This window comes from Bdellovibrio sp. HCB274, assembly GCF_047306075.1.
In the GTDB taxonomy this organism is placed as follows: Bacteria; Bdellovibrionota; Bdellovibrionia; order Bdellovibrionales; family Bdellovibrionaceae; genus Bdellovibrio.
On the sequence record NZ_CP178623.1, the window covers coordinates 3,609,242 to 3,624,923 of the forward strand.

Annotated in this window: 19 protein-coding genes and 1 tRNA gene; 8 read left to right on the top strand and 12 right to left on the bottom strand. The window is 45.3% G+C overall.

Annotation, left to right across the window (positions count from 1 at the left end; genetic code table 11):
* Positions 1 to 59 precede the first annotated feature (59 nt).
* The 8 genes from rseP (at position 60) to ACLWNV_RS17550 (ending at position 6,909) form a co-directional block, all read left to right on the top strand.
* Positions 60 to 1,736: an RIP metalloprotease RseP gene (gene rseP / locus ACLWNV_RS17515; protein WP_413585742.1), complete on the top strand. Its 1,677-nt coding sequence runs from the start codon at positions 60 to 62 to the stop codon at positions 1,734 to 1,736.
* A complete protein-coding gene (tsaB, locus tag ACLWNV_RS17520; RefSeq protein ID WP_413585743.1) occupies positions 1,733 to 2,437 on the top strand; it encodes a tRNA (adenosine(37)-N6)-threonylcarbamoyltransferase complex dimerization subunit type 1 TsaB in 705 nt (234 codons plus the stop codon). The genes rseP and tsaB overlap by 4 nt, the downstream gene beginning before the upstream one ends.
* A gap of 9 nt (positions 2,438 to 2,446) precedes the next feature.
* On the top strand, positions 2,447 to 3,421 hold the full coding sequence (locus ACLWNV_RS17525; RefSeq protein WP_413585744.1) for a P-loop NTPase: 975 nt from the start codon (positions 2,447 to 2,449) through the stop codon (positions 3,419 to 3,421).
* Positions 3,422 to 3,428: 7 nt separating this feature from the next.
* Positions 3,429 to 4,064, top strand: a complete 636-nt coding sequence (locus tag ACLWNV_RS17530; protein WP_413585745.1) for a helix-turn-helix domain-containing protein — start codon at positions 3,429 to 3,431, stop codon at positions 4,062 to 4,064.
* A complete protein-coding gene (locus ACLWNV_RS17535) occupies positions 4,054 to 5,076 on the top strand; it encodes an RluA family pseudouridine synthase (protein WP_413585746.1) in 1,023 nt (340 codons plus the stop codon). Before ACLWNV_RS17530 ends, ACLWNV_RS17535 begins: the two co-directional genes overlap by 11 nt.
* Positions 5,073 to 5,771 carry a peptidoglycan editing factor PgeF gene (gene pgeF / locus ACLWNV_RS17540; RefSeq protein WP_413585747.1) on the top strand — a complete coding sequence of 233 codons (699 nt, stop codon included), beginning with the start codon at positions 5,073 to 5,075 and terminating at the stop codon, positions 5,769 to 5,771. The genes ACLWNV_RS17535 and pgeF overlap by 4 nt, the downstream gene beginning before the upstream one ends.
* Positions 5,768 to 6,349, top strand: a complete 582-nt coding sequence (locus ACLWNV_RS17545; protein ID WP_413585748.1) for a DNA-3-methyladenine glycosylase — start codon at positions 5,768 to 5,770, stop codon at positions 6,347 to 6,349. The genes pgeF and ACLWNV_RS17545 overlap by 4 nt, the downstream gene beginning before the upstream one ends.
* Before the next feature lie 83 nt (positions 6,350 to 6,432).
* The gene (locus ACLWNV_RS17550) at positions 6,433 to 6,909 is read left to right on the top strand and encodes a Dps family protein (protein WP_413585749.1); all 477 of its coding nucleotides are present in this window, start codon (positions 6,433 to 6,435) and stop codon (positions 6,907 to 6,909) included.
* Positions 6,910 to 6,997: 88 nt separating this feature from the next.
* Here ACLWNV_RS17550 and ACLWNV_RS17555 read toward each other — a convergent pair.
* The 12 genes from ACLWNV_RS17555 to ACLWNV_RS17610 form a co-directional block, all read right to left on the bottom strand.
* Positions 6,998 to 7,073: transfer RNA gene (locus tag ACLWNV_RS17555), tRNA-Phe, on the bottom strand.
* A gap of 71 nt (positions 7,074 to 7,144) precedes the next feature.
* Entirely contained in the window at positions 7,145 to 8,308 is a 1,164-nt protein-coding gene (locus tag ACLWNV_RS17560) for a cystathionine gamma-synthase (protein WP_413585750.1), read from the bottom strand.
* Positions 8,309 to 8,319: 11 nt separating this feature from the next.
* On the bottom strand, positions 8,320 to 9,366 hold the full coding sequence (locus ACLWNV_RS17565; protein ID WP_413585751.1) for a PLP-dependent cysteine synthase family protein: 1,047 nt from the start codon (positions 9,364 to 9,366) through the stop codon (positions 8,320 to 8,322).
* Positions 9,367 to 9,372: 6 nt separating this feature from the next.
* A complete protein-coding gene (locus tag ACLWNV_RS17570) occupies positions 9,373 to 9,588 on the bottom strand; it encodes a hypothetical protein (RefSeq protein WP_413585753.1) in 216 nt (71 codons plus the stop codon).
* 26 nt (positions 9,589 to 9,614) lie between these two features.
* Positions 9,615 to 10,052 (bottom strand): hypothetical protein, encoded by a 438-nt coding sequence (locus ACLWNV_RS17575; RefSeq protein ID WP_413585754.1) that lies wholly within the window; start codon positions 10,050 to 10,052, stop codon positions 9,615 to 9,617.
* Positions 10,040 to 10,777, bottom strand: a complete 738-nt coding sequence (locus tag ACLWNV_RS17580) for a hypothetical protein (protein ID WP_413585756.1) — start codon at positions 10,775 to 10,777, stop codon at positions 10,040 to 10,042. The genes ACLWNV_RS17575 and ACLWNV_RS17580 overlap by 13 nt, the downstream gene beginning before the upstream one ends.
* Positions 10,778 to 11,192: 415 nt before the next feature.
* Entirely contained in the window at positions 11,193 to 11,846 is a 654-nt protein-coding gene (locus ACLWNV_RS17585; RefSeq protein WP_413585757.1) for a hypothetical protein, read from the bottom strand.
* Positions 11,847 to 11,870: 24 nt separating this feature from the next.
* The gene (locus ACLWNV_RS17590; protein WP_413585758.1) at positions 11,871 to 12,647 is read right to left on the bottom strand and encodes an MlaD family protein; all 777 of its coding nucleotides are present in this window, start codon (positions 12,645 to 12,647) and stop codon (positions 11,871 to 11,873) included.
* Positions 12,648 to 12,668: 21 nt separating this feature from the next.
* Complete coding sequence (locus ACLWNV_RS17595) at positions 12,669 to 13,388, bottom strand: MlaE family ABC transporter permease (protein WP_413585759.1); 720 nt, start codon at positions 13,386 to 13,388, stop codon at positions 12,669 to 12,671.
* On the bottom strand, positions 13,385 to 14,167 hold the full coding sequence (locus tag ACLWNV_RS17600) for an MlaE family ABC transporter permease (RefSeq protein ID WP_413585760.1): 783 nt from the start codon (positions 14,165 to 14,167) through the stop codon (positions 13,385 to 13,387). Before ACLWNV_RS17600 ends, ACLWNV_RS17595 begins: the two co-directional genes overlap by 4 nt.
* Positions 14,164 to 14,892 (bottom strand): ABC transporter ATP-binding protein, encoded by a 729-nt coding sequence (locus tag ACLWNV_RS17605; protein WP_413585761.1) that lies wholly within the window; start codon positions 14,890 to 14,892, stop codon positions 14,164 to 14,166. The genes ACLWNV_RS17600 and ACLWNV_RS17605 overlap by 4 nt, the downstream gene beginning before the upstream one ends.
* Positions 14,893 to 14,914: 22 nt before the next feature.
* Entirely contained in the window at positions 14,915 to 15,679 is a 765-nt protein-coding gene (locus tag ACLWNV_RS17610) for an ABC transporter ATP-binding protein (RefSeq protein ID WP_413585762.1), read from the bottom strand.
* Positions 15,680 to 15,682: the final 3 nt, after the last annotated feature.

Below are 15,682 nucleotides of genomic sequence, written 5' to 3' on the forward strand. Positions count from 1 at the left end.
TCGACATAATGTATGTAATTTAGTAGCTCCCGGATGCTCTAACCACTTAGAATAACCGGATGGAAATGCTATTAAATTTAATTCACAGCGGTTTATCAGTAGTTCTCCCATTCGTTATCCTACTGGGTATTTTAATTTTCGTACACGAACTGGGGCACTTCCTGGTGGCTCGTTGGTGCGGAGTTAGAGTTGAAGTATTCAGCCTTGGTTTCGGCAAAAAAATCCTGAAATACAAAAAGGGTGACACCACTTACGCGCTTTCCATTATTCCTCTTGGTGGTTACGTCAAAATGTTTGGCGAACAACCAGGCATGGAGATTTCTGAAGAAGACAAAAAAGTCGCATTCACGCATAAGACCGTATGGCAACGTATCGCTGTTGTTCTTGCCGGTCCTTTGATGAATTTCTTCTTTGCTATTTTTGTTTTGATGATCGTGGCCTTGATTGGCGAAGACGCCAAAGCGCCAATGCTTGGGGACATCAAACCTCAAACGGCAGCGTACGAAGCAGGCTTTCGCTCTGGTGACAAAGTCATTTCCATCAACGATCAAAAAATCGGAACTTGGGAAGAGATTCAAAATGTTCTAAGCCTTAAAAAAGATCAGGATCTGCACCTGGATGTCGTCGTTCAACACGAGGGCAGCACTGCTGAATCCAAGATTTCTGTTATCGCCAAAGCTGAACCAAATCCGAATATTCTAAGCGCCTATGATTACATGGCTAGCGTGGAAGGCCTGACGGCTTTGTCTGCGGGAACTACTGTGGGTGTTATTCAAAACACTCCACTGCACGCTTTGGGTCTTCGCACAGGTGATTCCATCGTTGGTATCAACGGTGGAAAAGTAAGCCACTGGAGAGATCTTGAGACTGCTCTGGGTAAAGCCAGCACGCAGGAACCTTTGACTTTGGAAATCATGGGTCAGCGCGAAGGCGATAAAGAAGACAAGTCTTTGACTGTGACACTGGCACCATTGGAAAGCATGAAGTCTTTCACTATGGCAGCACTGGGCCTGGAGTCTTCCGAACTTTACCTAAGCAAAGTCATGGACAACTCCCCGGCTAAAGCTGCGGGCCTGAAAGAAGGCGACCGCCTGGTAGCCATCAACAACACGACATTGAACAAATGGGACGACGTGATTGCGAACATCAAATCATTTGATGGCAAGAATCCTGTCGATATCAAAGTTCTGCGTGAAGGCCAAAGTGTTGATTTGAAAATCACACCTAAGATGACAACGCAAATGACTGCGGCAGGCAGCGAAGAAAAACGCTACACCATCGGTATTGCACCGGTTGTGAACTTGTCGACACCGGAAACTTTGATTGTTCGCACCAACAATCCTTTGGAAGCAGTTGTTCGCGGTACAGAGAAAACCTGGGACTTCACTGTAATGACGGTGATGAGCTTCGTTCGTCTGTTTGAGGCAAAAATCTCCCCGAAGAATATCGGCGGCGTTCTTTCTATCGGTCAGGCAGCAAGTGAAACTTATAAAATCGGTATCACGCCGTTCCTGCAGATGATGGCGATCATCTCTGTTAACCTGTTCATCCTGAATCTTTTGCCGATTCCGGTATTAGATGGTGGACACTTGGTGTTCTACACGATTGAAGTTATCAAGGGTGCACCTTTAAGTCTGCGCAAGATGGAGATCGCTCAACAAGTCGGCATGGCCTTATTGATGAGCTTGATGATCTTTGCCCTGTTCAATGACTTTACCCGCATTTTCAGTCTATGAAGATCCTGGCTATGGAAACCAGCACTCTGCTTGGCGGAGTTGCTGTCATTCAAGATGGAAAAGTTGTCGCTGAAGAATCCTCTCAGCGACAAAAATCCCATACCGAAATCATCTCCCCTTTTGTTGAGCGCACCTTAAGAACTGCCGGATTGAAACTTGAAGACATCGACGTCTTTGCCGTCGGACAAGGTCCAGGGAGCTTTACAGGTATTCGTGTGGCTGCCAACGCTGGCAAAACCTACGCGTATAGCTTTAATAAGCCCATGGTGACCATTGACTCACTGATGTTACTGGCTGAACAAGCCAAAGCTTCCAAGCTGCCGGTTCTGGCAATCATGAATGCTTACAAGAACATGGTTTACCTTGGCATGTTTGATTGTTCAGGTGATGAGCCCCAATACATAAAGGGACCTGCCGCAATACCGGTGCGTGAACTTTCGCAGCATATCGACCGCGATGTGACCGTTGTTGGCGACGGCTGGGAAACTTATCACGAGTATTTTCCGGATGAGCTGAAAAAGAAAATGCATTTGAATTCCGATTTCCCGAACGAACCTTTGGCGAAAACTTTGGGTTTGATGGCTGAAAAGCGCGCCAAGCGTGGTCTAACTTTAGACTGGAAATCATTTATTCCCCTTTATATTCGCGCATCTGAAGCCGAAGAGACAAAAAAAGGGATATTAATTTCCCCGTTGAAATAGGAACAGTCCATGGATCGCGACTTTGAAAACGAAAACAACGATATTTTACCTTTCAAAACCTCTTCTTCTAAAGACAAGGCAGCAGCCAAAATTTGGGTTACAGCCTCTGGAAAAGGTGGCGTAGGTAAAACGTTTGTTTCTTCAAGTTTGGGTATCACGCTTTCCAAGCTGGGCCATTCAGTTGTGATCGTTGATCTTGATTTAAGCGGAGCAAATATTCACACAGTGATGGGTGTTAAACCTTCTCACATGAATATCCGTCACTACTTTGAAGGTGTTAAAACTCTTCAGGAGCTGGTGATTCCCACTCAGCACTCTAATCTTTCCTATGTTCAGGGCTTCTGGGACTCCTGGTCGCCGATTGATTTCACAATGGAGCAGATCCAAGCTTTGATCCCGCAACTTCACGGCCTGCGCGCAGATTACGTGATCGTTGATTTGGGAGCAGGTGCTTTGGAACCACATCTGGAGCTTTTCAAAGCAGCTGACGAAAAATTCCTGGTTACTTCACCAGAACCCACAAGCATTGAAAAAACATATCGCTTTATTGAAGCTTTCGTTTGTCACACGCTAAAACAAGATTCGACGCCAGAATCCTATGGCAACATGATTTCCACATTAAGAAGTCATCGCCAAAGAACTCTGGGTAAACCATTTTCTTTCCGCTCTTTTCTGAAAGAGGAAACTGGTTTGAACTACGACTTCTTTGAAAGCCTGACAGCAAAACCTGTTCGTTTGATCGTTAACAGTTGCCGCTATCAAAACCATTCTGAATTGGGTTACGGAATTAAGAGTGTCTGCAATAAGTACTACGACCTTAGTATTGATTTTGCTGGCGCGATCGATTTTGACAATGCAGTGTGGCAGTCCGTTAAAGGCAGAGAACACGTGCTATTCGCACAACCTTTCACAGGTCTAGCGGGACAATTTTTAACCACGTGCAAACAACTTATTGATCCCGAGGAACTTCGCGCCGTAGTATAATAGGTGCATGGAAGCGACGACTCGTTATAATTACTACGAAATTCTTGAACTGCCCGCAAATTCACCTCAACACGAAGTGACTGCGGCCTATGAACGAGCTCGCAACACCTACTCAGGCGAAAATCCAGCTATCTATACTATTTTTTCTGAACACGAAGCCCGTGAATTTCTGGTTTTGATCGAAGAAGCCTATCAGGTCCTTGGTAACAAGATCCTACGAAACATCTACGACCAAAGACTGCTTAGTGGAATGGCTTCATTGAATGACCTGACTTATGCCTCCATCGTTGAAGCCAGCAAAACCGTAGCGCCATCCGAGCCAAAACCAGTTGAGAAAAAACCAGCTGTTGTCTTTGTTAAAGATGAAGCGATGGAAAAAGAAATCAAAGCTCAAGAGGATTGGACCGGCGAATTCCTTAAAAAAGTCCGCGAGTACAAAGGCATCACTGTTGAGCGCATGAGTGAAATCACGAAAATCAATGCTTGGTATGTAAAAGCTATTGAGAAGACTGAACCTGATAATCTTCCAGCAGTTGTTTTTGTGCGCGGATATGTCGTACAAATCGCAAGAGCCCTGGGAATCGATGACAAGAAGGTCGCTGATTCCTACATGAAGAACTTCAAAAAAGCGCTTGGAAAATAAACCCAACTCTAAAAATTCTGAACAGACAATTCAGGTGACTCCTCTTCCCGAGATGGTGGGACTGCGCCTGGATAAAGCTTTGGCATTTCTTCCAGAGATCGAAAATCGCTCCCGCGCTTCGCACTTGATTGATAGTTCACTGGTTAAGGTTAATGGCAAGATCGCAAAAGCCTCTCATCCTTTAAAGTCTACCGACCTGATTGAAGTGACTATCCCCGCTCCTGTTCCGACGGAACTGCAGTCCTATGACTTAAAACTTGATGTTCTGTTTGAAGATTCAGACGTGATCGTTATCAACAAACCTGCGGGCCTTGTTGTCCATCCCGCTGCCGGTCATGCACACGACACTTTGGTGAACGCTTTGATTTCCCATACTGACGATCTTTCCATGAAGTTTGGTGAAGAGCGCCCGGGCATCGTTCATCGCCTGGATAAAGAAACCAGCGGCATCATCGTTGTCGCAAAAAACGATAAAGCCCATGAATCATTAACGGCGCAATTTAAAGAGCGCAGTACGCACCGGATTTACTATGCCGTGTGCATTGGAACTGCCCGTAACTTATCCGGTTCAGTGAAAAGCTTCCTGGCACGTCATCCCGTTGATCGCAAAAAATACGCATCCGTTCTGGGTGACGATAGAAAGCCCCTGGTAAATCCCGACGACGATCCGGGCTTGGGAAAATGGGCTGTCACTCACTACGAAGTTCTGTCGCGCAAAAGCGGACTCAGTTACATGAAAATGAAATTGGAAACAGGTCGCACTCATCAGATTCGGGTTCACCTGTCTGAAAGCGGAATTCCAATAGCTGGTGACTCTTTGTACGGTGCTGATAAAAAAATCCGCTCGGTCGAGCAAAAAAGCATTCAGGAAGATCTTCGCTCTTTGCCAAGATTTCTTCTGCACGCGGCAGAGCTAGGCTTTACGCATCCGCGCACTCAGGAAAGAATGTTCTTTAAAAAAGACTGGCCTGAAGACATTGCGGTCCTGATTAAAAAATGGGGCTTACTATGAACCTGGAAAAGACGCCACTTGGGTATGAGATCAAAGCTCCCGGCATTACTTATTTTTTTGGTGGTAAAGACTCCCAGTTAGACAACCTGAAAAAAGCATTTCCAAATTTCGACTTTGTCAGAGTAAAACAAACTCATAGCGACATCGTCGTTGAATCCAAAGATTCATCGCAAGACTATCAAATCAATGCCGACGGACACATCACTTCAGCCAAGGGTTTGGCCTTGTGTGTGATCACGGCGGATTGTGTTCCGGCTTTATTTTACCACCCGCAAACCGGCACCATTGCAGGTGTGCACGCTGGATGGCGCGGGGTCGCAAATCGTATTCTAATAAATACGATTCATCAGCTCATCAATCGCGGCATTTCCCCTCAAGAAATTGAAGTGGTTATCGGTCCGCATATTCAGTTCGAAAGTTTTGAATGTGGAAATGATGTCAGGGACCAGATCCTGGCAAGTCTTCCGGACATTTCCAATGAAGATAAAGAAATGTTTTATTCTGCAATTTCCCCTGAAAAATCTTTGGTGGACTTGAATCTTATCGTCAAAGCCCAGCTTGAATCCCAGGGAATTTCTTTGGAAAAAGTTTTCAGTCTGCATCTGGATACCGTGAAAGATGAGTTCTTTCACTCTCACCGTCGCGACAAAGAAAAAGCCGGTCGCCAAATCAGCTTTGTGGTACGCACGCCATGAAGATTCTGCCTCAAGATTTCTATTTTGAGGATACGACAACTGTGGCTAAGGCACTGCTTGGTAAAACTCTGCATATCAATACAACAGGGACCGAATACAAAGCCCGTATTGTCGAGGTCGAAGCGTATTTGGGAATCAAGGATCCGGCCTGCCATACCTTTGAAGGCCGACGTACCCCGCGTACCACTTCCATGTACCTTTCGGGCGGGCATAGCTATGTCTATCAGATTTACGGAATGTATTTTTGCCTGAATGTTGTGACCCGTACAGAGGAACATCCCGAGGCGGTTTTAATTCGTGCACTTGAACCCCTGCCACTAGCTGCAAAATTTGAAAAGTCACAACTTGTTTCCAATGGCCCCGGGAAACTATGCCGCCATTATGAAATCAATAAACAGCAAAATGCATTACCCATGTGGCGCAAAAAATCAGAACTTTATATTAGTGATGATGGCTTTAAGGTTTCAAAAAGCCAGATTGTCGCGCGTCCACGAATTGGTGTGGATTACGCTGGCGACGCCGCCGCGTGGCCACTAAGATTTTATTTGGCTGATAACAAATTTGTTTCAAAGAAATAACCCTGCTCGTCGAGCTTCATTTGATTTTCATTTCAAACGATCGACTCTTTAGTCTAAGATTATAGGCGCAATAGGAGTACACGATGAAAATCAATATCGGCATTAATGATAAAGACAGAAAAGAAATCGCAAAAGGTCTATCCACGCTGTTGGCAGACACTTACACACTTTATCTTCAAACTCACAACTTTCACTGGAATGTGGAAGGTCCAATGTTCCAGACTTTACATCTGATGTTTGAAACTCAATACAACGAGTTGGCTTTGGCAGTTGATTCCATCGCGGAACGTATCCGCGCTTTGGGTCACTATGCTCCAGGCACGTATGCTGAGTTTTCAAAACTTTCTTCCATCAAAGAAGTTCCCGGTGAAAAACTAAGCGCGACAAAAATGATCGAAACACTGGTTCTTGGACAGGAAACTGTGGCGCGCACGGCTCGCTCTATTTTTGCTGTGGTTGAAAAAGCCAGCGACGAACCTACTGCAGATCTTTTAACTCAAAGACTGCAAATCCATGAAAAAACGGCATGGATGTTAAGAAGTTTGCTTGAAAAGAAATAAGCCTTAAAAAAGGGGTCTCGCAAGGGGCCCTTTTTCATTTTTCGGGCAAAAAAAATCCCACCTTTTGGGTGGGATATAAATCTAAAAATGGTGGCTTGAGACGGAATTGAACCGCCGACACAAGGATTTTCAGTCCTCTGCTCTACCAACTGAGCTACCAAGCCATTCAGAACTAACTGAATTCTTTTGTTCAAAGAGACATTGGTTTAACTTTTGCCCCCCTGCCTGTCAACAATTAGACTTTGTCGAAAGCAGATTTTAGGTCACTCAGAAGGTCATTCAGGTCCTCAATACCCACTGAAAGACGAATCAAGGTGTCATCAATGCCCAAAGCCTTGCGATTTTCAGCCGGCACGGAGGCGTGCGTCATAATCGCTGGATGCTCGATCAAGCTCTCCACCCCACCCAAACTCTCGGCCAACGCGAAAATTTCTACGTTTTCCAAAAATTTACGTGCCGATTCCATACCGCCTTTGATGTAGAAAGTGATCATGCCGCCGTAACCGTGCATTTGCTCTTTAGCCAATGCATGTTGCGGATGACTTTCCAAACCTGGGTAAATGACTTTTTCAACTTTGGAATGACCTTCCAGGAAGCGGGCAATTGCCATCGCATTTTCCTGATGGGCCTTCATACGCAAAGGTAAAGTTTTCAAGCTTCTTAAGCACATGAAGGAATCAAAAGGACCCTGGATCGGACCCATGGAGTTACTTAGGAAAGCCATGCGCTCAGCAATGTCTTCACGGGAAGTCACTGCCACACCACCAACCACGTCACTGTGACCGCCGATATATTTTGTCGCTGAATGAACCACGATATCAGCTCCCAATTCCAATGGACGTTGGAAGTAAGGACTCATGAACGTGTTATCAACTGCAACCAGAATGCCTTTTGCCTTAGCAATCGCACAGATTTTCTTGATATCGACCAATTTCAAAGTTGGATTTGTCGGAGTTTCCAACCAAACCATTTTTGTATTTGGTTTGATCGCTTTTTCGAAGTTCTCAACCTTCGTCAAATCCACGAATGAAAATTCCATTCCGTCATGTCTAAGTACTTTATCAAACAAACGGAAAGTGCCGCCGTACATGTCATCCATCGCGATCACGTGATCACCGCCCTTGATAAGGTGCAAGATCACAGTCGTCGCCGCACAACCAGAGGCAAATGCGAATCCGTATTTGCCACTCTCAAGACTTGCCATGCAGTTTTCATAAGCACGACGAGTTGGATTGTGTGTGCGGGAATATTCCCAACCCTTATGAACACCCGGAGAAGATTGTACGTAAGTCGAGGTCATATAAACAGGAGTCATGATTGCGCCTGTTGTAGGATCAGGAGACTGACCCGCATGAATCGCGCGAGTCGCAAAACCAAGTTTTGAATCTGTACTTTTCATAGTTATACCTATTATTTCGAAAGATTTTTAAGTGCTTCTTCAGCGCTAATGACTCTGTTGAACACAGATTTTACATCATCCGCTTTCAAAAAGCCGTTTTCGACCATCCATTTGTCATTAAACGCCTTGCTCAGATACTGACGACCGCTATCAGGGAAAATCACCACGATGTTTTGCGGTGTTTCGATCTTTTCAGCGTATTTCATCGCCGCTACCAACGCAGTTCCGCTGGATGGACCTACCAACAGACCCTCTTCCGCTACCAGTCTGCGTGTCATCTCAAATGCCTCTGGATCGCCAACGCGAACAAAACCGTCATAGATATCAAGGTGCACGTTGCCCGGAAGCATGTCTTCCCCGATACCCTCCACTTTATAAGAGCCTGGAGGATCCACGATCTTTTTATGATAGAACAAATCGTAAAGAATCGAACCGATTGGATCGGCACAGATGACTTTCACACCTGACTTTTGCTCTTTAAGATATTTAGCACAGCCTGAAAGAGTTCCGCCCGTGCCGGCACCGCCAACCAAAACATCCACTTTACCATCAGTTTGTTTCCAGATTTCTGGACCTGTTGTCTGATAGTGTCGAGTCGGATTGTCATTATTAAAGAACTGATTCGTCAAAAATGCGCCTGGAATTCCATCCGCGATCTTTTTTGAAACAGTATAGTGGCTCAGCTCATGCTCTGGTTCCACCATCGGAGTAATAACTACTTGTGCACCATAAGCGCGCAAGATGGCTCTTTTCTCTTCACTCATTTTCTCTGGCATAACGAAGATACATTTGTAGCCCTTAACAGCCGCCGCCAAAGCCAGACCAACCCCGGTGTTCCCCGAAGTCGCTTCCACGATTGTGCCGCCGGGTTTTAGATCACCGCGTTTTTCCGCTTCTTCGATCATCGCGACCGCAACGCGATCCTTGATGCTGCCGCCCGGATTAAAGTACTCAACCTTTGCGAAAAATTTATGTTTTGAACCCTTAGTGACGTTGCGAAGTTCCACCATCGGAGTGTGGCCGACAGCTTCCAGGATGTTTTTATAGATTTCTGACATGATCGATTAGCTTTCTAAGTCTCTGCTTCGGTTGGGACGAAGTAAAACTGTGTTCATTGACTGCAAAACTGTATTCATTTGAGTCATTGGATCCGTGGAATATTCCATTCCAAGCTCTGAAGTCAGCTGTTTCACCAGATTTCTGTTTGGTTGATCTTTCATCAACTCTTCCACCAGTTTTTCCAGCGATACCGTCTTCTTCTTTGTTTCAAGCTCAGCCATGGATTTCCCCCAACGGGCCCACTCTATCACCCCCCTCCCAAAGAGTGAAAAAAATTTTGCAGCAAGGGACCAAAAAGCAGCAATAGAAACGCGGGGAACTGGAACAAAAGCAGCGGAATCAGTAATAGAAAAGGAAGTCTCGCGAGCTTGGTACTTATCTCATCCTCACAGGCCTCAATCATTTCACTTTCCAGGCTGACAAGAACATTATAGACCGCCTCGCCACGCATTCCCCGCTCCAGAACCTGCAATAACACCTGTCGATGGGGTGAGGAGACTTCATTAATGAGGCCATGTGTGAGCAATCCTTGCTGCAATAGCGCCAACCATTGTGCCACCACGGCAGAAAAATCTCCCTGATGGCGTTTTAAATAGTTCAATACGCCCGATTTAACGGGTTGTCCTTTCTCCAACGCGCGTTTTACGCAAAGTAATAGCGCCAGCGGCGGTGCTACACCTTCCATTTCATCCTCCTACCCACCGTAAATATAATGACGAGCCCCAAAACGAACATAAAAAGGGAACAAATTATTAAAAACCGGTGGTTCATAAAGCCAAATTGCACAAATACAAATGCTAAAAGCGCCCCGTAAAGAGCGGTGACAATTATCGCCTGCATCTTTATCTGCTGGGTCACTTGTCCGGACCTACGTCGAAAATTTTCTTCCACTTTATACTGCCGGCGGAGTGCTTTTACCTGATCGAGCGTGCGGGTTTGCGAGCGATCCACTTCAAACAGCTCCGCCTGCAAATCCTTGATGCGTGCGGATTTCACGACGGTGGTGTTTTCAGAACTGACGATGGAATTATAAATTTCGCGCATCTGATTGCGCTGCCAACCTCGCTGACTTTCGATTGCCATATGCAGGCTTTGCCGAAAGGATTTTCCGGCTTGAATTCCCAAAATCAGGTTGTCCAACATGGGGATCACTGCCTTGGAAAGTCGTCGCGAAAGAAAAATGCGGAAAATTTCCGGAAAAAACTTTAAACTTATTAAAAGAATGCCGAAGAAAAGCCAGAGCGACACCGCAGAGTCGGAAATCGCGGCGATAAAAGTGATCGCAACGAAGTTCAAGATCAGCAAAGACTGTGAACGACGTTGAGAGATTGCAAATTCCCGCGAGATGTTGGCAAGAGAACGCTGAATGAGCGCTTGTCCGAACATCGAAAGCATAAAAAAAGTGATCAAGAAGGGCCTCCATGGGATCTTGATGATCGCAAAAAATATGCAAGAAATTTTTTTGTTGACGGCGGTGGTCGATTTGGGAAGACTTAGGGTAAGTAAGGTTTTTTACAAGTAAGTAACAACAACAACGTTTGCATCCTAGGAGGAGCACATGGCAAAGAAAGCAGCAAAAAAAGCTACTAAAAAAGCAGCAAAGAAAACTACTAAAAAAGTAGCTAAAAAAGCTACAAAAAAAGTAGCTAAAAAAGCTACTAAAAAAGCTTCTAAGTAGTTAGACGCTGTACTAATTTAGTACACTGAACCCCAGAGGCAACTCTGGGGTTTTTTTATGTCTGGAATCCGCCACCAGTGCGGGTTTCAAAGAAAAAAGGCCCGCACATTGGCGAGCCTTTTTTAATTTAAATCTGCTGAAAATTTATTAGAAATAGTAAAGAGCTCCAACCGTTCCTGATGGAATCAGTTGCGCGCGTTTTACTTCATACATTGCAACCACTTCTGCAAAGAAAGAAGTGCCGGAAAAATCACCGGACAATTGATTGTATTGAAGACCAAAAGAAGCATTCAAAAAGTCGGTTCCAAACTGTCCGGTGCGCTTTTCCTCATCCGTTAAAACTCGGTCCAGGATCCCGGATTCTTTCCATGAAGTGGAATTTCCCATCGAATTATACCAGCGAGAATAACCTGCTGTATAATAAGGTGCGATATAATCGCCCTCAAAGGCATGCTTCCAGGAAAATTGAATCGAATTATAGCCGGGACCGGTACCGAATCCGGCTACAACACTGTTTTCATCTTCAAAATTAAACTCTCCGGTGATTCCGACCAGTCCTAATTGACCACCCACAGACATTCCCAAGCCCACTTTGCGATCCTGGCGCATACCCAAAGTTGAAGAGTAAGTCATACCTAAGCGCTCAGCACGCATGGAATCACTATAATCCTGTTCGATACTTAACGCTTTCGAAGATACCGAATTGGAATCTGACCACAAACCTGATGTCGATATTTCGGCAAAGGCATAATTTGAAGCCAGCACAGCAAGGATTGTGACAACAGTTAAACGTGAAAACATAAAAGCCTCCTTTTAGCTATGGATCTAAAAGATGCGGGCTCTGACACCGTCTTTTTGCAGGAATTGCTTAATCGCCGGGCCATCAAGCGGTTCCAGTCTGAAAAGAAGCTTATGAACCAGATCATAAGTGTCTTCAGCCTTTTTAGATCGAAGATTTGTCGTAAAGTAAGCAAGATCATCACTGATTCGAATGGAATTGTTCAACAGACGTGAAATTTCCGGATTTTTCGTGGTCTTATCCAGTAAAACCAAGGTGCGATTGAAGTTTGTTACCAATGCATCCATTTGTTTCAAAGTATTGGTGACTGATCCTTCGTTTTTCTCCAGGATTTCAATCATTTTTCCGGCCAAACCGTATCCCTGGGACAAAAGCTGATCAATTCGCGGAGGATCTTCACCACGAACATACTCTCCCGCCGCAAACTCTCCCGCCGCAGAAGAACCTGGCGAGATTTCCAGAAACTTTTCCCCAATGACACCGGCAAGATTGATAAAAAACTTGGAGTCTTTACGGACGCTCGTCCAGGCTTTTTTATCCACCGTGATCGTCAGACGAAGTTTAACTTCCTCGCCATTTGCCATTTTATATTCAGGATCAAAGGTGATTGATTTCACCTTGCCAACTTTAATACCCATAACCCGCACTGGAGAGCCTTCTTCGATACCTCCGGCAAAGTTAAACATCACATTCAGCTCTTTGGTGTTCGAAAACGGAGAAATGAAGCCCATGACATAAGCAAATGCCATAACCATGATGATACTTACCAGAGCTAACAAACCGACCTTGGTTTCCACTTTCATAAACGCTCCCCCAAAAGAGGCTCAATAAAGATAACTAAAAGTATAAGATAAAATAAAATCTATAACAATAATTGCAATTGAGGCCACGACCACAGTGTTTGTCGTCGCTTTACCGACACCTTCGGCACCTTGTTGACAGCGAAATCCAAAGTAACATGCAACAAGAGGAATGACTCCGCCAAAGCAGGCCCCTTTGATCACAGCGAAATAGACGTCTTTAAACTGCACGAAACGATGCATGGATCCGATGAACATTCCTGGTGTGTACCCCAAATAACTTTGGCTGATCATCATTGCTGCAAATAAACAGGTCATATTTGAAAGCACTGTTAAGATGACTCCGCCAACCACGCAGGCGAAAAATCTGGGAATCACCAGATAATTGATGGGATCAATACCCAGCATCTTAAGTGCATCAATCTGTTCGGTGATTTGCATTGTTCCGACTTCAGAGGCGTATCCTGCCCCGACTCGTGAACACAACAATAAGGCCGTAACGATCGCCGCAAGCTCTCTAAGGATTAGAACCGCCGCGAATCCAGGAACCATCGCATCGTTTTGAATGACCATCTTCATGTGAAATGAAGATTCCAGAATAGTCACAACTGCCGCAAAGCAAACGCAGAACACGATAATAAAAAGACTGCGATTCGCTACGAAATACAGCTGCTGAAAGAATTCCTTTCGACGAAATGGTCCGGAAAATGTTCCCCAAAAAGTATCCGCCAACAGACTGATCATGATCTGTAACCCCTGAAAGCCTGAATGATTACATCACCCAGAAAACTTGTGAACCAGTCCATGACCACAATACAAATCATGGTAGTTACCGCTGTTGCCACGACCGCGCGGCCCACACCTTTTGCTCCACCAGAAGTGGTAAAACCCTTATATGTGCAGATCGTTGCCAGAACGACTGCGAACACCAGACTTTTAATCAATCCACTTAGAACGGATAATGGATGAACTATCGTGGGAATGTGGCGAATGTATTCCTCTGCAGAAATTCCTGCGAAAGCCTGCGCTAAAGCCATTCCGCCAAAAACGGACATCATCAAACCTGCGGCGAGCAAAAAGAAACTGGAAACCACGATGCCGATAAAACGGGGAACGATAATTTCCTGAATAGGATCCGCCCCCAGACAACGAACGGCATCTATCTGCTCGGTCACTCGCATCGTTCCCAGCTCAGCCGACGTGTAGGCCCCCACTTTTCCACTTAGCATGAAGGCAATCAACATGGGACCCACTTCCCGGAAAGTGGCACTGGTCGCCAATCCCCCAAGGAATCCCAAGGCACCGAACTCACGGATGGGCATTGCAAATTGCACAGCCATAATTGCGCCCACAAAAAATCCCGCCATGGCAGTCATCGGAAATGATTCTGTGGATACCTTCCAGATTTGCGTGAATATTTCGTGCATTTTAAGTCGTTTTACAAAGATCGTGCTGATGATCTTTTTCAGAAATAAAAGCGTTCCCCCGATTTCATCAAGGACACTTACTGCTAAAGTCATCATGCCAGCACCTCTGCCAAAAAGTCTTTCACCAATGGGACTTCAGACCGCTTTAATTCCTCGGGAGTTCCCATTTCCACGATCTGTCCTTTGTCCAAAACAATAATTCTGTCAGCAATGGACAAGGCGCAGTTCATATCATGACTGACCACAAGCGAAGTGGTTTTTAGGGTGCGGGAAAGATCATATATCAGCTGATTCACAGCCGTCGTTGTGACCGGATCCAAACCTGTCGTCGGCTCATCAAAAAGCAGGATCTTCGGATCCAAAGCCACTGTACGAGCCAGACTTACGCGTTTTTGCATTCCATAGGAAATCTGCGAGGGCAGTTTGTCTTCGACCTGATTCAGATGAACCAGTTTTAGTGCTTTAGCGACTTTTTCTTTGATGATCTCTTCTGAAAAATCGTAGTGACGGCGTAAACCAAAGGCCACATTTTCAAAAACTGTTAATGAATCGAAAAGTGCCGGGTGTTGAAATACCATTCCGCATTTCTTGCGGATCGGAAGATATTGTTCTTCCGTGAATTTGGAAACTTCCTCGCCGTCGATCCAGATTTCCCCCTGATCGGGAGTCAAAAGACCCACCAGATTTTTTAGCAACACGGATTTTCCGGTGCCTGATGTTCCCAAAATAAAGACGATCTCGCCTTCACGAATAGTCGCCGAGAGTCCGTTTAGAACTGTGCGCTCACCGAATCTTTTGACGATCTTTTTGAACTCTATCACCCGTAAATTTTAGGGTTGGATGTCAGGCGGGGTCAAGCGCCGTCAAAGGACCCTCAAGCAAGCCGCGTACAAATTGTCGCACTCGCGGGTCAGGGTGATTCTCGGTTTCTTTTGGTGTGCCGGTGATAATCACTTCTTCATTTACGACCATCGCAATTCGATCTGCCATCTGATACGCACGATTCATATCATTCGTAACCGCCACAATTGTCGAATTGTTCTGTTGTTGCAGTGTTTTGATCAGGGTGATGATTTTTTTCGAAGTAATCGGATCAAGCCCTGCAGTGGGATCATCGTAAAAAATAATTTTCGGATCCAAAGCCAATGCCCGTGCTATTCCCAGGCGCTTTTGCATACCGCCGCTGATTTCATCCGGATACAGATCCCGCGCGTGGGGAATACCAACAGCATCCAAAAAACTCTCTGCTTTCTTTGTAATTTCCCACTCCGAAAGCAGAGTGGTTTCACGAAGCGGAAAACAGATATTTTCAATACATGAAAGAGAATCAAATAGAGCGTTTTTTTGAAACAGAATTCCCATCTTTTTAAGAAGTGGAAGTTTCTCTTTGCCACCAAGCGTTAACCATTCGCTTTGTTCAACGAAAACTTTGCCATTTTGAGGGGTTACAAGTCCCGACAAAGTTTTCAGTAGAGTCGTTTTACCCTGCCCACTTGGGCCAATAATGACAAAAGCTTCGCCGGACTTGATATCCAGATTTACGGAGCGCAACACGATCTGTGAGTCAAAAGTCACAGTCACGTTTTCCAAACGCAATACACTCCCCATTTT